17 protein-coding genes are annotated in these 18,982 nt (G+C 63.3%); 7 read left to right on the top strand and 10 right to left on the bottom strand.

Going from position 1 to position 18,982, the window contains the following annotated elements; genetic code table 11:
• Nucleotides 1-6 precede the first annotated feature (6 nt).
• The 5 genes from JQ611_RS21910 to fliL all read right to left on the bottom strand — a co-directional run bounded on the left by JQ611_RS21910 (nucleotide 7) and on the right by fliL (nucleotide 6,958).
• Nucleotides 7-3,903: a tetratricopeptide repeat protein gene (locus JQ611_RS21910; protein WP_212466570.1), complete on the bottom strand. Its 3,897-nt coding sequence runs from the start codon at nucleotides 3,901-3,903 to the stop codon at nucleotides 7-9.
• A gap of 101 nt (nucleotides 3,904-4,004) precedes the next feature.
• Nucleotides 4,005-4,811, bottom strand: coding sequence for a MotE family protein (locus JQ611_RS21905; protein ID WP_212466569.1), 807 nt, complete (start codon nucleotides 4,809-4,811; stop codon nucleotides 4,005-4,007).
• A complete protein-coding gene (locus JQ611_RS21900; RefSeq protein WP_212264287.1) occupies nucleotides 4,808-5,251 on the bottom strand; it encodes a DUF6468 domain-containing protein in 444 nt (147 codons plus the stop codon). Before JQ611_RS21900 ends, JQ611_RS21905 begins: the two co-directional genes overlap by 4 nt.
• A complete protein-coding gene (fliM, locus tag JQ611_RS21895; protein ID WP_212264286.1) occupies nucleotides 5,248-6,447 on the bottom strand; it encodes a flagellar motor switch protein FliM in 1,200 nt (399 codons plus the stop codon). The genes JQ611_RS21900 and fliM overlap by 4 nt, the downstream gene beginning before the upstream one ends.
• Nucleotides 6,448-6,466: 19 nt before the next feature.
• Complete coding sequence (fliL, locus tag JQ611_RS21890) at nucleotides 6,467-6,958, bottom strand: flagellar basal body-associated protein FliL (protein ID WP_212264285.1); 492 nt, start codon at nucleotides 6,956-6,958, stop codon at nucleotides 6,467-6,469.
• Nucleotides 6,959-7,337: 379 nt separating this feature from the next.
• Between fliL and flgF the strand changes: the two genes are divergently transcribed.
• From flgF to flgH, 4 genes are read left to right on the top strand one after another with little or no spacing between them, the layout of a single operon-like run.
• A complete protein-coding gene (gene flgF / locus JQ611_RS21885) occupies nucleotides 7,338-8,102 on the top strand; it encodes a flagellar basal-body rod protein FlgF (protein ID WP_212264284.1) in 765 nt (254 codons plus the stop codon).
• A 17-nt stretch (nucleotides 8,103-8,119) separates the two neighbouring features.
• Complete coding sequence (gene flgG, locus JQ611_RS21880) at nucleotides 8,120-8,908, top strand: flagellar basal-body rod protein FlgG (protein ID WP_192740248.1); 789 nt, start codon at nucleotides 8,120-8,122, stop codon at nucleotides 8,906-8,908.
• Nucleotides 8,909-8,917: 9 nt separating this feature from the next.
• A complete protein-coding gene (flgA, locus tag JQ611_RS21875; protein ID WP_212466568.1) occupies nucleotides 8,918-9,997 on the top strand; it encodes a flagellar basal body P-ring formation chaperone FlgA in 1,080 nt (359 codons plus the stop codon).
• A gap of 5 nt (nucleotides 9,998-10,002) precedes the next feature.
• On the top strand, nucleotides 10,003-10,755 hold the full coding sequence (gene flgH / locus JQ611_RS21870) for a flagellar basal body L-ring protein FlgH (RefSeq protein WP_212264282.1): 753 nt from the start codon (nucleotides 10,003-10,005) through the stop codon (nucleotides 10,753-10,755).
• Nucleotides 10,756-10,881: 126 nt separating this feature from the next.
• Here flgH and JQ611_RS21865 read toward each other — a convergent pair whose 3' ends face one another.
• A complete protein-coding gene (locus tag JQ611_RS21865) occupies nucleotides 10,882-11,937 on the bottom strand; it encodes a diguanylate cyclase domain-containing protein (protein WP_249133354.1) in 1,056 nt (351 codons plus the stop codon).
• Nucleotides 11,938-12,180: 243 nt separating this feature from the next.
• On the opposite strand from JQ611_RS21865, the gene JQ611_RS42740 reads away from it, so the two are divergent.
• The 3 genes from JQ611_RS42740 (at nucleotide 12,181) to JQ611_RS21850 (ending at nucleotide 14,245) form a co-directional block, all read left to right on the top strand.
• Entirely contained in the window at nucleotides 12,181-12,867 is a 687-nt protein-coding gene (locus JQ611_RS42740) for a hypothetical protein (RefSeq protein WP_312012103.1), read from the top strand.
• Between the two features lie 178 nt (nucleotides 12,868-13,045).
• The gene (locus tag JQ611_RS21855; RefSeq protein WP_212264281.1) at nucleotides 13,046-13,351 is read left to right on the top strand and encodes a hypothetical protein; all 306 of its coding nucleotides are present in this window, start codon (nucleotides 13,046-13,048) and stop codon (nucleotides 13,349-13,351) included.
• Between the two features lie 138 nt (nucleotides 13,352-13,489).
• Complete coding sequence (locus JQ611_RS21850; RefSeq protein WP_212466567.1) at nucleotides 13,490-14,245, top strand: carbonic anhydrase; 756 nt, start codon at nucleotides 13,490-13,492, stop codon at nucleotides 14,243-14,245.
• Between the two features lie 662 nt (nucleotides 14,246-14,907).
• On the opposite strand, the gene JQ611_RS21845 is transcribed toward JQ611_RS21850, so the two are convergent.
• From JQ611_RS21845 to JQ611_RS21830, 4 genes are all read right to left on the bottom strand, one after another.
• Complete coding sequence (locus tag JQ611_RS21845) at nucleotides 14,908-15,138, bottom strand: hypothetical protein (RefSeq protein ID WP_212466566.1); 231 nt, start codon at nucleotides 15,136-15,138, stop codon at nucleotides 14,908-14,910.
• A 113-nt stretch (nucleotides 15,139-15,251) separates the two neighbouring features.
• A complete protein-coding gene (locus tag JQ611_RS21840) occupies nucleotides 15,252-16,286 on the bottom strand; it encodes an ATP-grasp domain-containing protein (protein WP_212264278.1) in 1,035 nt (344 codons plus the stop codon).
• A complete protein-coding gene (locus tag JQ611_RS21835; protein WP_249133353.1) occupies nucleotides 16,283-17,317 on the bottom strand; it encodes a putative zinc-binding metallopeptidase in 1,035 nt (344 codons plus the stop codon). The genes JQ611_RS21840 and JQ611_RS21835 overlap by 4 nt, the downstream gene beginning before the upstream one ends.
• Nucleotides 17,318-17,459: 142 nt before the next feature.
• Nucleotides 17,460-18,461, bottom strand: a complete 1,002-nt coding sequence (locus tag JQ611_RS21830; RefSeq protein WP_212466565.1) for a tripartite tricarboxylate transporter substrate binding protein — start codon at nucleotides 18,459-18,461, stop codon at nucleotides 17,460-17,462.
• Nucleotides 18,462-18,982 lie beyond the last annotated feature (521 nt).

Genomic DNA, 18,982 nt, shown 5'->3' with positions numbered 1-18,982 from the left:
GAACTACTATTTTGCCGCTCCGGCGGTTTTGTGTCCTGATATCGCGGGCAGCGAACCGGTGTGGACCGGCTCGCCCCTGGCCATTTCGGGCGAAATCGGCGCGCGCGCGGTGGCGTCGGGGAAGCGGACCTTCATTTCCCGGATAAAGCCGTCGAGCGTGTCGACGCCCGCCGCCATCTTGGCGATCGAGACAAATTCGGCACTTGAGGCAGCGGCCGGCTTGCTTGCGATATCGAACGCCATCCGGTCGGTATCGCCCAGCATCAGCGGCGCATATTTCTCGCGGAAGCGCGACAGTCCAATGGCGTCCTCGGCGAGCGCATAGCCGACGACGGCGCGGATCACATCGCCCTTCTCCACCGCGTTCAGCGGTTTGAAGTCGCGCCAGCGATCGGCATAGTACAGTTCGATCTGTTCGGAGGCCTCGCGCCACTGCCGTGACGCCCAGTAGATGTCGGAACGCAGGCGGATCGCCTCGCGTCCGGTGATGTTGGAGATGATGTCGAGCGCGAGATCATGGCGTCCGACGTCGCTTTGCGCGCGCGCCTCCAGCAACAGGCGCTGCTGGCGCAACTCACCGGAGAGATCGGCGATGCGCGTGGTGCGCAGCGCCGCGACAGCGCGATCCGGCTTGCGGTTGGTCAGATAGACCATGGCAAGGCGCGCCGCCACCTGCGCGCGCGCGGCGCCCTCCAGCCGTTTGTCGATCTGATACTGCAGCAGCTCGGCGGCCTGATCGAGCAGGTCGACCGCCACCAGGCGGTCCGCCAGACGGCGGATCATCTCGTCGCCGCGGCGGCCGATCGGCGTCAGTTCGCGATATTCGTAGAACATGCCGAGCGCATCGATCGGCTTCATGTCCTCGCCCTTGGGGCTGAGAAAGAGCTGCGCAAACAGCGCGGACGCGGCGTCCTGGCCCTGCCGCGCCAGTTCGGAATTCGGCTGCAGCCGGGTCGCGGTCTTGGCCGCCGCGAGCGATTCCTCGTAGCGGCCCGCGTCGGCATATAGCTGCGACAATACAGCAAGGGTCTTCAACTCGATCGCGTCGCCACGCCAGATCGCCGACAGCGTTTCCAGTTCGCGCAGCACCTCGGCTTGCCCGAGCTGGCCGCGCCGCTGGCGGAGCAAGACCTCCAGCAGCTTGGCTTCGGCCGCAGCGGGCCGATCGGACGAATTGGCGGCGAACCGGTAGGCGTCGAGTGCGTCCTTGTCGTGGCCGAGCGCCTCGGCCAGCCGTCCGCGCAACACCGCGATCTCCGGCTTCATTTCCTTCGGCACGCCGACGACCTCGAGTTCGCTGCGGCGGCGCGAGGCTCCGGCATAGTCCTTCACCTCGAGCGACGCCCGCATCGCATCCGCGGTCACGATGCGCTGCATTTCCAGCGGCAAGGCCGCGATCGAGAATTCGGCGTTCTTGAACTTCTCGCGGGCGTCAGCCCATTTGCCCTGGCGGGCAAAGGCGAGCGCCTTCCACAATTGGGAGTCATAGCCGTTGCCGATCACCGGACTGGCCAGGCCCTTCAGTCCCCGCTCGGGATGGCCGATCAGGATGCTGGCGACCGCATTGACCATGACGACGCCAGCGTCTTCACTTCCAGCCTTGGATTCAGAGAGGATGAGATTGGTCACTCCCCTCGCTTCCTGAAACATCCCCCGCGCCATATAGAAATTGGCAAGGTCGAGCCGGGCTTGCGCCAGCCCGTCATCGCCGGCCGCGGCCGCCGCCTTGATCAGCGCATCCAGCCGGCCCAGAAAATTCTCCTCGCGGTTCTTGCGCCATTCCTTGGCGTCAAACAACGACCGCACCGCCGCGGTGGCGCGTTCGGCAGAGACGTCGGCCGACGACAGCGTCAGCCCGCCCGGCCGGCCGAGCATGACCTTGTCGGATCCGACCTCAGCGGTGATATCGTCGGAATTGGGATGAACGACGACGCCGTGGACGGATTCCAGCAGCGACAGTTCGACGAAGTCCTGCCGCTTGATGAAGCCGCGGGTCGGCGGCGGCGCGGTGACCACCAGCAGCGTGTCGCCGGCGTCGGGGTCGACCAGCCGATGCATGAGGCCGGGGTTCGCCAGCGGCACGGTGACGTTGGCCAGCGCCGGATCGGTGATGTTGCGCAACACCTGCAGCGGCAATGGTGGCGCCTGCACACGATCGGCAAATGTCAGCGTCCAGACCATGCCGTTGGCGCGGCCATCGCTTTCAAGCGACGGCATCTGCGGCCGGTTGAGACGAATGCGGATGGCCTGGCCTTTTTCCAGCGGCAGCCGGCTGACGTCGCCGATGATTGCGCCGCCCTTGGCGCGGATCTGCTCGACATCGATCGGCCCGGTCTGGTCGAACACCAGCCACACCGTGTCGGCGCGGCGGAACATGGCCGCAGGCGTCGGCGCGGCAAAGGAGAACATCACGCGCAGGCCGTCGCTGTCCCGCCTCGCCTCGACGGCAGCCGCCGGTGGTTCGGCTTTCTTCGGCGCCTCAACGGCAGCAGAAGCGGCCTTCTTCGGTGCTGCGGGTTTTGGCGTCTCGATCGCGGCGGCCGGCTTTGCTTCCGGAGGCTGTGCGGCTTTCGGCGTCTCCGCTGGCGCCGTCTTCTCGGCCGCTAGCGCCGGCTTCTGAGGCGCAGCCAGCAACTTTTCCACGGCGGGTGTGGGCGCTGCAGCCTGCGGCGCCGGCTTCTCCGCTGCAGGAGCAGCCTGCTCGACGACCGGCATCGCGCCCGGCGTTGTCGCGGGGGCTGGCGGCGCTGTTTCCATTGCGGGCGGCGCCTGCTGCGGTTCGCCGGAATTGATCTCGATTTTGGCCTGCTCGGCGATTGCCTCCGACGTAACCGGCGGCAGTTGCGGGAGATGCTGCGGCGGTATCGAGTCGTTGAGCGGCTTGCTGTGGGCGATCGCCTGGGCAGCGGCGATCTGCGCTGCGACCCCCGACCTGGCCGTCGGGGCATGCGCTACAGCCGGGGCATTCGCGGCAGCCGGGGCTTGCGCCTGTTCCGCCGCCGGCTTGTCGACCTGCTGGAAGGCGACGTCGATGACGTAGTTCTTCTCTTCGCGGAAGGAATGCACGTCGACTTCGCCGATCAACACGATATCGACCGCGGAGGCATCGCCATCGGTCCGCTGCGTGATCGAGGCGATATTCGGCGGCGCCGCCACCTTTGCATCGGCCAGATCGAACGCCAGCACGCCGTTGAACTGCAGCGTCAGCTTCTGCTCGTTCAGCACCGAAGAAACGTTGACCCCGTTGGGCATTTCAAAGACGAAGCGGACAAAGGTCGGCTGCACCGAGGCGCGGACGCGCACCGGCGGCTTCTTCTTGGCCGCGGCAACCGCAAGCTGGGCGCGCAGCGCGCGTTCGGCGGCGCGGGCCCGCGCGGCCAGTTCGCGAATGACGTCGGCCGGCAGCGTGGGCGGCGGGCCGGTCCAGCTGTCGGGCAGGAAGTCGACGAAGATCCGCTCGCCGGCCGTCATGGTGTTGATCGTCGCCCGCCGCGCCAGCGACAGCCGGATCGCCGAACCATCAGGGTCGCGCCGGGCTGAGCCGACATAATCGGGCACGGCGTCGCTCAGTTTGTCGACGGGAATGTCCACCGGACGCTTGAAGCGGATCACGATGATCGAGCCGGCCGTGATGACGTCGGACTCGACGTCCTCGGCAAGCTTCAGCACCAGCCGCGCATAGCCGCCGGACGCCGTGAACGTTGCTTCGCCCTTGACGAGGTCCTGCGCCCGGCACGGCCAGGCCGCCGTCAAGCCGGCGAGTACCAGCAGGATGGCAAGTGGCGAACGGAGCCCAAGAGATCGGTTAAGAGATCGGTTAAGGGTTACATCAAGGCAGCGCCGGGCCATCCGCGCCAATGCGCGGCCTTGCGACCCAATTCCAGCGGCAGCCCTTTGCCCCATCCAGGATGTCTCTTGGCCTCAACGATTGCAGCAGCGAGGCGCCCTCGCCTTCGCGGCTGAATCTTGAATTGGCCGGCTTAAGGTATTGTTAAATATCCCCGTCAATTGGGCTTTTGCGGCAGCATCTTGCCTTCAATTTTCGGCAATTCGGCCGTCGAGGCGGATTTGTCGGGTCCGGCGCGACGCGCCAGTTCCACGGTCAGCCGCTCGGCCGCCTCCGGCTGCATCAGGCCGAGAATGTCGGACATCTTGCGCGGCGCGATCTGGGAAGCGATTTCGTACAGAACGGACATTTCGAGCCGGTCGAACACCTTGGCGGCGTCCTTTGGCTTCATGCCCTCATACATCGTGATGATGCCCTTGAAGCGCGCGGCTTCGGTTTCGGCCTTCTGCCCGGTCGCGGTCGTGATCCGCGCCTCGGTGGCCTTCATCTCCTCGACCCGCCCCTCGATGCGCTTCTCGGCCGATTTCAACAGGCTCTCGCGGATCTCGATCTCTCGCGCGCGCTGCTCCAGTTCCTGCCGCCGCGCCTGCAGCCGCTCGAGAATGGCGCGCTCCGACGGCGATATCGACTGCTGGTTGGGTTCAGGAAAGATCACCGTGCCGCTTTGTTGCGGCGGCGGATCGGCGGCAGCGGGGGCCGCCGGCTTCGGCGCCTCCTCCTTGGGCTTGGGCACCGAGCCTGTGATGTCGTCGGGTTCAGGCTTGGAGGCGATCTTGGACGCCGCCTTGGAGCCGCCGCCCGGGAAATTGAAAGTATCCTGCGCCCACGACTTCTTGGCCGGCTGCGGCTGATAGTCGAATACGTATCCTCCGTCGATGACGAGGCCGGCCACCTTCAGCACCGCAAGGCCGAAGACGGCGACCAGCACCACCGGAATGACACGTATGTCGCGAAACGATTTCATGCAGCGAGGCCACTAGCCCTTCGGCGTTCCGAGAAAGCTTCCGCGGCAGCCGCGACTGCTCTTGCGCTCGATACCTTGGGAGCGGCGGCTTGTTCCGGCTCCGACGTCAGCGGCCGCGCTGCAACGGCGATCTTCGAGAGGCGGCGGATGATGCCGTCGCCCTCGGCCAGCATGCCCTTCAGCTGCGTCGACATCTGGGAGGCCGCGGTCAGCTGGCTGCCGAGGTGCTCATTGACGTCGCGAACGGTATGCTTGAGGCCGCCGATCGCACGCTCGGCGATTTCGGTGGCGGTGATCAGTTCGCCGATCGTTGCCTTGAGCGAATGCTCGTCCGCCTTCAGCCGCTTGAGGCGCGCGTTGAGCAGGATGCAATAACCGATCGTCAGCAGCAGCAGCACCGCCACCAGACTCTCGATGATAATTCCGAGGGAATGACTCATTGTGCCTCCATCAACTTGGTTTGCTCGTCGGCCTTCTCGAACATCGCGAAGGTGGTATTCGGTTTGCGCAGCTGCTTGGTGACGCGGATGGCGACGCGGTCGCCGACCCGGCCCATGCGGCCTTCGGTCAGCACGACGTTGCCGCAGCGGACCGACACCAGCGCGTCCTTTTTCATTTCCAGCGGCAGCGTGTCGCCGACCTTCAGCTTCATCAGCTGCTTGAGCGGAACGTTGGCTTCATACAGCACGGCGTCGACGGAGATCTCGGCTTGCGCCACCTCCGTGGCAAAGTGGCCTTCCCAGATCGGGTCGCGGCCGAACTTTTCGCCCATGAACATCTGCAACAGCACCGGCCGGATCGGCTCGATGGTCGCATAGGGCAGCAGCAGTTCGATATTGCCGCCGCGGTCTTCCATGTCGATGCGCAGCCGCACCAGGATCGCGGCGTTGGCAGGCCGGCTGATTGCGGCGAAGCGCGGATTGGTTTCCAGCCGGTCGATCGAGAACGTCACCGGCGACAGCGGCCGGAACGCCTGCTCGGCATCGGCCAGCACGACCTCGACCAGCCGCTTGACCAGATTGGTTTCGATCGTGGTGTAGGGGCGGCCTTCGATGCGCAATGACGTCTGGCCGCGGCGGCCGCCGAGCAGCACGTCGATGATCGAATAGATCAGGCTTGAATCGACGGTGGCGAGGCCGAAGTTTTCCCACTCTTCGGCTTTGAACACGCTGAGCACGGCGGGGAGCGGAATCGAATTCATGTAATCGCCGAACCGCACCGAGGTGATGCGGTCGAGCGAGACTTCGACGTTGTCGGAGGTGAAGTTGCGCAGGCTCGTGGTCATCAGCCGCACCAGGCGGTCGAACACGATTTCGAGCATCGGCAGACGCTCGTAGGACACCATCGCCGAATCGATGATGGCGCGGATGCCGGAATTGTCGTCGAGATTGACGTCGCCTACCGTGAAGCCGAGCAGATTGTCGATTTCTTCCTGCGACAGGACCCGCTCGCCGCCGGCCTTGTTGCCGAAATCGCGGCTGCCGTCCTCGACCATCGCGGCCCATTGCAGGGCCATGCTCTCCGAGAGTTCATTGGCCGCAGCTTCTTCCGCCGCCGCCGCCGGATCCTCGGAATCGAGCGAGGCCTCCCATTGGGCGGCAATTGCGTCCTGGTCGAGGTCTTTACCGTTGGCCATGATTATGAGACCTGCTGAGTCACTGGACCAGGATTTCCTTGAACAGCACCGCGCTCACCTGTTGCGGCGCCAGCGCGATATTGACGCGCTTGGTCAGCTCCTCCTTGAGGCGAAACAATCCGGCCGAGCCGTTGATGTCGCTGGGGCGCAGTTCGCGCAGATAGGTCTGGAACAGATCGGTGACGCGCGGCAGCGTCGGCTTGATCGCCTCGAGCTGCTTCTCTTCCTTGAACTCGAGCACGACCTTGACCTTGAGATATTGCACGCGCTCGCCGGGGGCGCCGACCAGATTGACCATCATGTCCGGGACTTCGACAAAGGACGGCGGCTTCGGCGGCGGCGCCTCGGCGTGCTTCTCCTCGCCGTGGCCGCGCATCAGGAAGAACCAGCCCGCGCCGGCGCCAAGGATGGCGACGAACCCGACGGCGGCAATGATCACCTTGAGCTTGCCCTTTTTAGCCGGGACGGCTTCCGCGCCTTCGGCAGCACCTTCTGCTTCGTTGTCCGCCATTGCCCCGCCCGATCCAATTGGGAACGAACACGGTTGCCACCAGCCGGGCCGTACGAGGCCCCAGACGCGATACAAAAGCCGCCAGCGCACACGCGCTCTCTTCAAATGCAACGCTAGGGTAATAATGGTTAACGGAACCTTTCCATTGGCCCTCAACTAGGAAAAAGTTGCCGGGCAAACATGGTCAACAAGACCTTTCTGCCGTCCGTAATCGCCCCGGCAAAACGCCTAACCCCTTTAAAAATCGTCGTTTTCCAAACTGGCACGGCTTTCGCTGAGTACTTGGCGGACCACGGGCTTGGGAGAGCCTGGGCGGTTCGAGAGATCGGCGGGCGGCTTGGGAGAGCAGCACGCTGATCGATGAAGGGGAGAACCACCGATGGAGAATACGCTTCTCGTCGGACTATCGCGGCAGATGGTGCTGGAACGGCAGATGGATGTCGTCGCCAACAACGTCGCCAACGTCAACACCAACGGCTTCAAGGCCGACCGGTCGTTGTTCGAGCAATTTCTGCGCTCGCCCGCGCATGAAGACAATTTCCAGCGCCCCGACCGCCAAGTCGCGTTCGTGCAGGACCGCGCCACCTTCAAGGATTTCGCGGCAGGCAATACCGAAATCACCAAGAACCCGCTCGACGTCTCGATCGACGGCAAGGCCTTCCTTGCGGTGCAGACCGCGGCCGGCGAGCGCTACACCCGCGACGGTGGTCTGCAGATCAACAATCTGGGCCAGTTGGTCACCGCCGGCGGCAATCCCGTGCTCGGCACCTCCGGCCCGATCGTGTTCCAGCCGACCGACAAGGAAATCAACATCGCCGCCGACGGCAGCATCACCGTGGTCGAGGGCACCGGCCGCATCGACTCGGTCCGCGGCAAGCTGCGACTGGTTTCTTTCGCCGACGCCCAGCAGCTCGAGAAGGAAGGCAGCAACCTTTATTCGGCGGGCCAGGGCGTCGTCGCCCAGATCGACACCACTTCAAGGGTTCGTCAGGGCTTCATCGAAAAGTCGAACGTCAATTCGGTGACCGAGATGAGCCGCATGATCGAGATCACGCGCGCCTACACGCAGATCTCGGCGCTGCTGCAGCAGCAGAGCGATCTGCACAAATCCGCAATCGAGAAACTCGCCGAAGTTCCGGCATAACCTGAAAGTTTTGATCGATGCGCGCACTCTACACAGCCTCGACCGGCATGGCGGCACAGGAACTCAACGTTCAGGTGATCTCCAACAACATCGCGAACATGCGCACCACCGGCTACAAGAAGCAGCGCGCCGCGTTCCAGGACCTGATCTATGACCATGTGCGCCGGGTCGGCGCGCAGGCGTCCGATCAGGGCACCATCCTGCCCGTGGGCGTCGATATCGGCGGTGGCGTCAAGACCGTCGGCACGCCGCGCCTGATGAGCCAGGGCACGCTGCTGCCGACCGGCAACGAGCTCGACATCGCGGTCCGCGGCGAAGGCTTCTTCAAGATCCAGATGCCTGACGGCACCTACACCTATACCCGCGACGGTTCGTTCCAGATGGACGCGCAGGGCCGCGTCGTGACCTCGCAGGGCAACCCGGTGCAGCCGACCATCACGATCCCGCAGAGCGCTTCCGGCCTCACCATCAACGCCCAGGGCCAGGTGTCGGTATTGCTGCCCGGATCGACCACGCCGTCGACCGTCGGCCAGATCGGCCTGACCCGCTTCATCAACAAGGCCGGCCTCAACCCGATCGGCGACAATCTGTTCACGGACACGCCGGCCTCGGGGCCGCCGCAGGACGGCATCGCCAACACCGACGGTTTCGGCGACATGCAGCAGTCCAACCTCGAACAGGCCAATGTCGAGGTCGTCACCGAAATCTCCGACCTGATCGCGGCGCAGCGCGCCTACGAGATGAACGCCAAGGTGATCAGCGCCGCCGACCAGATGCTGCAATCCACCTCCAACATGTTCCGCTGAGGAATTGTCATGATCGCCCGCGCGCTCCTCGTTGCCACCGCACTGCTCGCCGCCTCCGCGGCGACAGCGGTCGCGCAGACCCGTGGCGACGTCATCGCCGCACCCGCGCTGCGCGCCAGCGTGACCGTCACGGGCGACCTGGTGCGGATCGGCGACATCATCGACAACGCCGGCAGTGCTGCGCAGATCGCGATCTACCGCGCGCCGGATCTGGGCACCACCGGTTCGCTGCCGGTCGCGCAGGTGCTCAATGCGTTGCGGTCGCATCACGTGATCGGCGTCGACACACGGGACCTGAAGGAAATTTCGGTGACGCGGCTGGCCCGCACGCTCGAGGGCAAGGACATCGAGCAGCAGATCGCGCGCGCGCTGGAGCGCAAGAACGGCCTCGGCGAGGCCGCCAATCTCAATCTCACCTTCGACCGCGATCCCGGCGATGTCAGGCTCGATGCTTCCAACAGCGGCGGCATGCAGGCCGCCATCGTGCGCTTCGATCCGCGCAACGGCCGCTTCGACGTCACCTTCGAAATTTCCAACGACAGCGGCACGGCGCCGATCAAGCTGCGCTTCACCGGCACCGCGATCGAGACCATCGAGGCCGCGGTGCTGGCGCGCGCAATCGAGCGCAACGAAGTTCTGAAATCCTCCGACGTCGTGGTCGAGCGCCGCCCCAAGGCCGAAGTCGGCGCAGATGCCGCCACGCGCGACCGCGCGGTCGGCATGCAGGCGCGCCGCCAGCTGCGCGCCGGCCAGGCCGTCCGGGTTGCCGATCTCGCCAAGCCGGATCTGGTGCAGCGCGACCAGAACGTCACGCTGGTCTACGATTCCCCCGGACTTTACCTCACCGTGCGCGGCAAGGCGCTCGAAAGCGGTACCGAAGGCGACGTCGTCAACGTCATGAATTTGCAATCCAAGCGCACGGTGTCCGGCACCGTGATTGGCCGCGGCCAGGTCTCGATCACGGTCGCCGCGCCGCGCCCTGCGCCTGCCGCCGCCGATACCACCTCCTCGCTCGGCAGCACCGGACAAGCCGCCCCCCCCGTCGCCGTCGCCAAACTCAGTTCGTCAGTCGCTCCAAAAGCCGAGTAATGTAAATGTCAGTCTCCCGTATCAACCGCTTCATTCTCACCGGCGCCTTGCTGGCCGTGGCAGCGTTCGCAAGCGGTTGTTCCTCGATCGACCGTCTCTCCCAGATCGGCGAAAAGCCGAAGCTGACCGAGATCGAGAATCCGACCACGCAGCCCGGCTACAAGCCGGTGCAGATGCCGATGCCCAAGCCCGAGCAGGCCTCCTACAATGCGAACTCGCTGTGGCGGAACGGCTCACGCGCGTTCTTCCGCGACCAGCGCGCCGCGCGCGTCGGCGACATCATGACGGTGACCGTCAACATCACCGACAAGGCCAACATCGCCAACCAGACCCAGCGCAGCCGCTCCAGCAAGGAAGACTCCGGCGTTACCGACTTCCTCGGATCCCAGACGATCACGCAAGCCAACAAGATCCTGCCGGGCAAGATCCTGACGGCGGACTCGACCGCGTCGACCGACGGCAAGGGTTCGGTCAACCGCCAGGAAGCGCTGCAGACCAACGTCGCCGCCGTGGTGACGCAAGTGCTGCCGAACGGCAACCTCGTGGTCGAAGGCAAGCAGGAGATCCGCGTCAACTTCGAAATCCGCGAACTGATCGTCGCCGGCATCGTGCGCCCGGAAGACATCCAGAGCGACAACACCATCGATTCATCGAAGATCGCGCAGGCCCGCATCGCCTATGGCGGCCGCGGCCAGATCACCGACGTGCAGCAACCCCGCTATGGCCAGCAGGTAATGGACGTGCTGCTGCCGTTCTAATTCGTAATCCCGAGCTCCCACACCTCGTTGCGAACCTAGGCGCGACGATGTGTACCAACGCGGCCCTTGTCAGCTCCCCTGACGAGGGCCGCGGTCGTTTTGAGGAAATGACGGAAAGCGCGAACGTCAAGCCGACTTGCGCACACGGCGCTTGCGGACCGGCTGCGGCGTCTCGCTCTCGCGCAGGTCCTGCGCGCCGGCGAACGCGGCGAGCACTTTGTCGGCCGACACGACGCGGTTGCGGCCGGAATATTTTGCGGCGTAGAGCGCCTGGTCGGCCTGTCCCAGCAGCCAATCCGCGCGCGTATCCTCGCTCGGCACCAGCGTCGCGATGCCGATGCTCAGCGTCACGAACGGCGGCACACAAGGCGCGCCGTGCGGCAGCCGGCCCCGCGCCAGCGCATCGCGCAGCCGCTCGGCGAGTTTTCGCGCGCCGGCGGAATCGGTCTCGGGCATGATGATGGCGAACTCTTCTCCGCCATAGCGCGCCGAAAGATCGGCCGGGCGAAACGCGTTCTTGCCGATCGCGTCCGCCACCGCGCGCAGACACTCGTCGCCTTTTTGATGGCCGTGCAGATCATTGTAGAGCTTGAAATGGTCGACGTCGCACAACAGCAGCGACAGCGGCTTTTTGGTTCGTTGCGCACGCGCCCATTCCATCGCCAGCGTCTGGTCGAACGAACGGCGGTTGGCAAGGCCGGTCAGGCCGTCGCTCGCGGCCAGCGTCTGCAACGCCAGCTCCGCACGCTTTTGATCGGTCATGTCGCGCAGGGTCTCGACGACAGCGATCAGTTTGCCGTCCTCGTCGTGGATCGGGCCGGCGTCGATGGCGAGATACAATTGATTGCCGAGCTTCGGCATCACGCACCAGTTTTCGGCGGAAAAGCCGACGCCGTCATCGGGGATGGTGTGCTCGGGATAGAGCTGGCTCAATTTGTCGGGCCGTCCGAGCGCGACCAGATCGGCCAGGCAATAACGCTGCTGCTGATAGAACGCGCGCCAATGATCCGATGTGCCGATGACGTCAGCCGCGACGACGCCGGTCAGGCGCTCACAGGCCCGGTTCCAGATCACGACGCGCCGTTTCGGATTGAGCACGAAGGTCGGGACCACCAAATGCTGCATCAGCCGCACGGCATAGCCCTGTGCGACGTCTGCACTTGCTTTGGCTCCGGTCTTCAAGTCCTCAACCCTCGTATCGACAACGCTGGAGGCTATGGGTATCAGGCCAGCGATGAATGGAAGCCCGGTTAGGAATCCCAGTTAGTGTCGGGTTAAAAGGGCCATGATTCCCCGGTGCAGTGCGGCAGATTGCCGTGTTTTTCCGGCAAAAAGTTCCATCGAAACGACAAAGTGTTCCACCAGAATGCGATTCGAACTGATATTCCCTCGGTGCCTGACCGGGCCAATTCTCCTGAACCGGACATGACGATGCGCTTGTGCTGGCCGTTCCTTGTTGGCGTTCTCTGTGCGGCAACGCCATCGTTGACCGCGGGCGCGGTGGAACGTGAAGAGCCCGACATCGACATGTACGCGCACATCTCGGGCAAGTGCACCAGGCTCAAGATCGCCGGCAGCGATTTCGGCTGCAAGGCGGTAGCCTATTTCCACGGCCAGCAGGGCCGCGCGCATTTCACGATCGTGCTCGACGATCCCAAGGATGACAGCCACATCATTTCGTTCTCCGGCGAAACCGGCCGCCGCGAGCAGGACAACGTCTATGAACTGCAGGTCGACCGGATGCTGCTGAACTCCAAGGAAAGGCCGAAGGTCGACGGCCTGCCGGTGCCACTGGTTGAATCATCGACCGGCACCTGCCGTCAGATGGGGATCATCGCGACGCGGCAGGTCTCCAGCATCACCTGTGCGGCGACCGCCAGGGATGGCCAGAAATACGAACTGCAATTCGAGTCCGACGGCGAGCCGGTGACGCTGCGCCGGATCAGGCAATCCTCCCTCACCGAGGAGAAGGCGAACGCCAAGAAGGCCGAGCAACTCGAATGCCGGCGCAAGGCCCATCTCGCCAAGGTGCTGCCGCGCGACTGGACCGCTTTTGTCATCCGGTGCCTGGCGGATGACGATCAGAAGCCGGCGACGGCGGAGCAGCGCTGAGGCTGCCTGTGGCGCTGATCCTACGGATCGTTACCACGCCATTAACCCTTCGTTAACCAAGCCGTCTCATCCTCGAAAGTCCAGGAGAGGATCCAAGGGATTGACCAGGTCGGGTCACCTGGCCGGCGCGCGCAGGCGTTCCCTCTCCTGCCCACTCGTATTGATCACGGCTGCAAACATGAACGCTGAAAGCAATAGCAACATCGCCTGGCACCGGGTTCAGCTCAAGAAGAACCGCGAGGCCGTCAAGGAACTGGAAATCGCCCGGTTCCGGGTTGGCGAGATGACCGGCGCGGCCGGCCATGCGCAACAAAAAGCCCTGGCCCAGCTCAAGCGCAAGATCGCTGAATCGCAGCGATGCATCGCCGCGCACGAAAGGCAAACCAAGCGGCCGCTGGCGACCGACCTGCGCAGCCTCGCGCAGGTGAGCTGGGGCAGCTGGGACGCCTACAGCGTATCGCGACAGGCGTCGTCGCGGGCGTAAGGACGTATCTTACGAACTGTCATTTGAGCACACTTTGCGCGAACCCGCTGGGGTTGCAATCGGCGAGCCTGATTGCATCGCGTCACTCGCAGTGACATAAACGTCGGCATCGCTATCGTCTCCCCAAGGAGAACCGCCATGTGCCGTATCTGCGATGCCAGCCGTGCCATTGAAGTTCGTGAAACCTCACGCCGCCGCTTTCTTCAATTCACAGGCGGGATCGCCGCAACTCTGGCCTTTGCGCCGGCGGCCTTTGCCAAGGATCCTAAGGCCAAGGATACAAAACCGCCGCCGAAGCCGCAGAACCAGATGTCGCCGGCCGCGGCCCTCGATCGGTTGATGAAAGGCAATGCGCGTTATGTCGAAGGCGTCTCGCGCCGGCACGATTTCAAAAGCGAGCGGGAAGCTCTTGTTGGCGGCCAGAATCCCTTCGCCAGCATTTTGAGCTGTGCGGATTCCCGCATCGCGCCGGAATATGCCTTCGACAGCAGCCGGGGCGATCTGTTCGTCTGCCGCGTTGCCGGCAATTTCGCCAATGACGACACGGTCGCGAGCCTGGAATATGGCGTAGCCGTGCTCAACTCGCCGCTGATCCTGGTACTCGGCCACGACAGCTGCGGCGCCGTCGATGCCACGATCAAGTCGCTCAAGGACAACACCACTCTGCCCGGCCACCTGCCGTCGCTGGTCAACGCGCTTGCGCCTGCCGTCAAGGCCAGCGCGGACAAACCCGGCGACAAGCTCGCGAATGCCATCCGCCAGAATGTCATCGACGTTGTCGCCCGGCTCAAATCGGCGACGCCAATCCTCAGCGCCGCCGCAGCCGAGGGCAAGATCAAGGTCGTCGGTGGTATTTATCGGCTCGACAGCGGCAAGGTCGAATTGGTCGGCTGAACGTCAGGGCCGCACGATGACGCAGCTTCATAGGGTGGGTTAGCGACTTGTCCGCCGTCGCTCAAAGAGCGAAAGGCGGAAGCGTAACCCACCATCTTGGTCTTCGAGACTGCCGCACGACAACGTTGTCGTCCAATCGATACAGGCTGTACTCTTAGTCGTCTAATCGGCCCAAGTGCGCTGTCCGCACTTGCATTCGAACATGTGGACGATGCAGCCGGTGCTCGGGCTCACCATTGTTCGAACCAGCCTCAACCTCTCGCCACAAGAAGGGCAATCCTTGTCCGTCTCACTCTCCACAACGGCCACCATCTCAGCCCGAAATAATTCCATGGCCCGCTCCGTACCGACTGGGTTCCGGAAATACACGCTTGGTCCGGGAAATACTAAGGAGATTTTCTTGCTCGGATGACATTCCGTCGGGGCGTTGCCTTTCTGCATCGCGTGTCCTCGGCGGACGTGAGATTTCAGCTGTCGCGGCAAATCCCAGCGACTGGACCGCCGATGCCGAAAGCTTTGTCGTCGTGTGGCTGGTTTTACTCGCTTTCCCACGCTTGGCCGCGTGTTCATCAGTGACGATCAATGCTGCGCTGCGATACGCAGCTTACTTGCGTTGCGGAGTCCGGTATTACTCCGGAGATTGTTCACAGGGTTGATCCGATCTAGTCTGATCCCTGCGATTTGACGCTTTGCTTTACTGAAGACGATTTTTTTCGACTTATCGAATAGCCATAATGATTGACCAGAAAGCCGACAGAATTTTTGTCGGCACCCGTTTCAAGATGAGTAAACTTGGAGTCGCTCGGTGCCCAGAGCTGGCTGACCGGGCTGGCATTGTCATTGAGCTGAGCCCTCGTACCACCGGCATCACCGTGCGGTTCGATGGCGCCCAAAGACCAACTTGCCTGCACAGGGACTTTATATCTCCCGCCTTGGGTTGACGAGCGCAGAAACATCAACTTCCGAGCGCGCACCACCGCTGTGCATGACCGTTTTGCGTTGCCTTTCAGCCTACGGATGCGCCCGCCTTTGCCCGGCTGATTCCGAGGGCCAGAATGCGATTTAGCAGGTCGGGGTAGTCAAGCCCGTCATGCCGGGCGGCTGTAGCGAACTCTTGGCTCTTCGCTATTTCGGGATTGGGATTCGCTTCGATGAAATACGGAGTGCCGTCGGCAGAGAGCCGAAAGTCGATGCGTGCGTATCCATCGAGCTTCAGTGTACGGTAGATGCGTTTCGCGGTTCGCTGAATGCGGGCAGATACCTCCGGCGCAAGGTTCTTGGCCGGCCCGTCTACAATTCCGACGCGTTCCTGGTAACTGGGATCGTGTTTGACCTTTTCGGTGGCAATCTGCCGTGCCCCCTGGCCACCCATGCTGCCGAATTTCAATTCCCAAACCGGCAGAACTCGCAGCCGATTATTGCCGAGCACGGCGACATAGAGCTCACGTCCCTCGATGTACTGCTCGGCGATGGCGGCAGTTCCCATCCGTTCGTGGACGAAAGCGACTCTCTCTGCAAGCTTCTCGTCCGTATCGACGATGGATGCTTGCGAGATGCCGAACGATCCATCCTCGTTCAGGCTCTTGACGATCAGCGGCAGCGCAAGACGCGTCGGCCGTTTGACTTTGCGGCGCATCGGAAACACGGCGAAGGCCGGCACCGCGATCCGGCGATGGTGCACCAACGTTTTGGACAGGTCCTTGCCGCGCGCCAGGACCAGGCCGCGCGGGTTACAGCCGGTATACGGGACTTTCATCAGCTCGAGAAAGCTCGCGATGTGCTGGTCATACCCCGACGTATAGTGGAACTCCTCCAGCAATGTGTACACCACATGCGGCTTGAAACTTTCGATCGCGTCCCGGACCGGCTTGATTTCCTCCTGCACGCCGAGCGGGCGCACATCGTGGCCTGCCGCGCGCAAGGTGCTCACGACGTCGAATTCGGTTTTCCATCGGTTGATTTCCTGCGCGGTGTATCCGTCGGTCGAGTCCGGCGGCAAGAAGTCCGGATGCATCAGGACTAGAACGCGCAGGCGTCTCATAGCGCGATCCATTTGCGGCGTGACGGGCCGAACAGCGCGTGCATGGTCTTGGCGGTCAACAGAATGGTGAAGTTGATCACAAGCTTCCGTTCCGAGCCCGGGGCCCGGAGACCGAGTTCGCGGCAGCGGGAGATCATGTCATCGAGAACGGCATCGAGCGTAAGCTGGTTCTCGCCCGTCCATAGCGCGACCAGCTGCCTGACTTGCGCGCGGTGCCGCCTGATGAAGGACGCCGCCGGCTGCGCCCGTCGATGTCGTTGATCGGTGGAGAACAGACGGGATAGGTCGCGGTCATACGTCTTCGGCGGCTCGAAAGCGTAGAACGCCTGCTTCTTCTGGTAATGCTCGCCAAGCGTTTGGCTGAGCCCGGACAGCGGATCGACACGCTCCCGTGATGTAGTCGGCGGACGCTCGCCTGCAATCTCGCTCATCAGCTCGTCGACATATTCGAGCTTCTTCAGCGCCGGCCAACCGGCATAGCGTGCCCGCCATTTCGACCGCGGTCGCAGCCACACCGCAAAGGTTTCGGCGAAATCCTCGTCCGGATGGCTCTGCGCGTACCAGCGCCGAAGATGCTGGACGTAACGCCGGCTGGCCGGATTGGGCCGGTAGTAGAGCGGATAGTGTTTCGAGGACGGGCCGAACAACTGCTGCCAGCGTCGGCGGCGTTGCAACTGGTAAGCGTGCTGCATGGCATGGCCTGCCTCGTGACGGAGGATGGCCATGCACTCCGACCAGGTACTTCCCTCTACCTCGAGCATCATTTTTTTCTCGAGTTTCATCAGGCGGGGATGAGCAAGATAGAATGGGATGGCAATGCCGGGCACATCTGCCGGACTGAACCATTCGCTCGATATCCACGCGTGCGGCCGCAGCCGTATGCCCCGCGCCTGGAGCTCTTCGTTCAGAGTGCCGAGACAGTCCTCGAGCCAGGTGCCCTTGACCTTGACCTTCAGGCTGCTGAGACGCTGCTTGAGCAACTGCTCATCCGACAGCTTTTCCCAAGTATATTTCCGAGGTGGCATAGGCATCCAGAGATCATGAAAACGCGGTACCTGGATGGTGTCATAGGATGCTGCTGGCAACAACCGCCTAGTCTTCGCGGCGTGCCGTTCGCGGAGGTCCGAGTAGCGCGTTGGTCATTACCGCTGCTGTCCCCGGCCACCAGCCCACTCACCCCGGCTTGATCCCCGCCGCCTGCATGATCGGCAGCAGCCGCTTTTCCTCGTCGTCGCGGAATTTGCTGATCTCGGCTGATGACGCCGGCCAAGGCGTGGCGCCAAGCTCTGCGTAGCGCTCCTGCAAGGCGCGATCGGCGAGCGCCTTGACGGTGAGCGCACTTACCTGCGCGACAAGATCGGCCTTCATGTTCGCTGGCCCGATCAGCGCGGTCCACGACGTCATCGCATATCCCGGCAGCACCTCGGCCATCGTGGGCACATCAGGAAGTTCGGGAATGCGTTTCAGCGAGGTGACGGCAACCGCCTTGACCTGGCCTGCGCGCACGCTCGGCAATGAGCCGGGCAGATTGTCGAACAACAGATCGACGCGCCCGCCGAGCAGGTCGGTCAACGCCGGCCCGGCGCCACGATAGGGAATGTGGTTGACCTCCACGCCGCCCATGCTGTTCATCATCTCGCCCGACAAATGCAGCGTGGTACCGAAGCCCGCCGAAGCATAGGTGTATTTCTTCGGCTCCTTCCTGAACGCGGCCAGCAATTCCCTGATATCCGAGGAGAACAGATCCTTCCTCGCCACCAGGATATTGGGCAATTGCCACATGCCGCCGATGAAGGTGAAATCACCGCGCGGATCGTAGGGAAGTTTTGCGTAGCTGCCGATCGCCAGCACGTTGCTGGCGATGCCGCCGAGGCCGAGCGTGTATCCGTCGGGCGGCGATTTCGCCACAGCATCGGCCCCCAGCACGCCGCCCGCGCCAGCCTTGTTCTCGACGACGAAGGTCTGTCCGGACAGGTCGCTCATCTTCTGGCAGATGATCCGCGACAGCGTATCGGTGGCGCCGCCGGCCGGGAAACCGTTGACGTATTTCACCTGCCGCGTCGGCCAGGCCTCTTGCGCGAACGCTTCGCGCCTTACGAGATACGGCGCGGCAATCGAGCCGCCGAGCATGGCCAGCAATTTGCGGCGGTTCACAGGCGTGAGCTGCGGCATCATTTTCCCTCCCTTGCGCAGGTGCCTGCTTGATTGGTCGGGCAAGGCTTGCTGCGCTGGGGACAGCGTAGTGCGTCGTTCTCCGGCGTGAAAGAGCCGAGTTGCGCTCTGGCAAGTCAAAAACATGCGGCCTATTGGCCCGACGGCCGCGCCCGGCGTAGCCTTGGCGAAGCGGGGGCAAATCAGTTCTGATTTACGGAAATCGTGTCAAGTAGAAAATTTCTGTAAATCAAAAATATTTCTGTTGCCGGCCGACCCAAATCAGTGCGCATCTATCGCCATCCCGTCCCACTCAGAGGGCGTCGGCCGTCGTCACGGACGTTGGGCGGGTTGCGGTGGACGCTGGTTTACGCCTCGACGACGGCGTGGATAAGCGTACGGCAAAACCGTGTGGTCCTGGCACCCGTTGCAGGTGTCAAGCTGTCGGGTAGGCGAGAGCTGAACGGCAGCGACGGAGTCAACCAAGAACTCGTCTCCGGGGAGAGCACGGCATAAGCCGTAAAGCCATTGCGCAGGGAAGGCCG

It is taken from the genome of Bradyrhizobium sp. AUGA SZCCT0182 (assembly GCF_018130185.1).
GTDB lineage: Bacteria > Pseudomonadota > Alphaproteobacteria > Rhizobiales > Xanthobacteraceae > Bradyrhizobium.
Note: the sequence above shows the minus strand (reverse complement) of the source record. Positions and strands in the feature narration are given on the sequence as shown.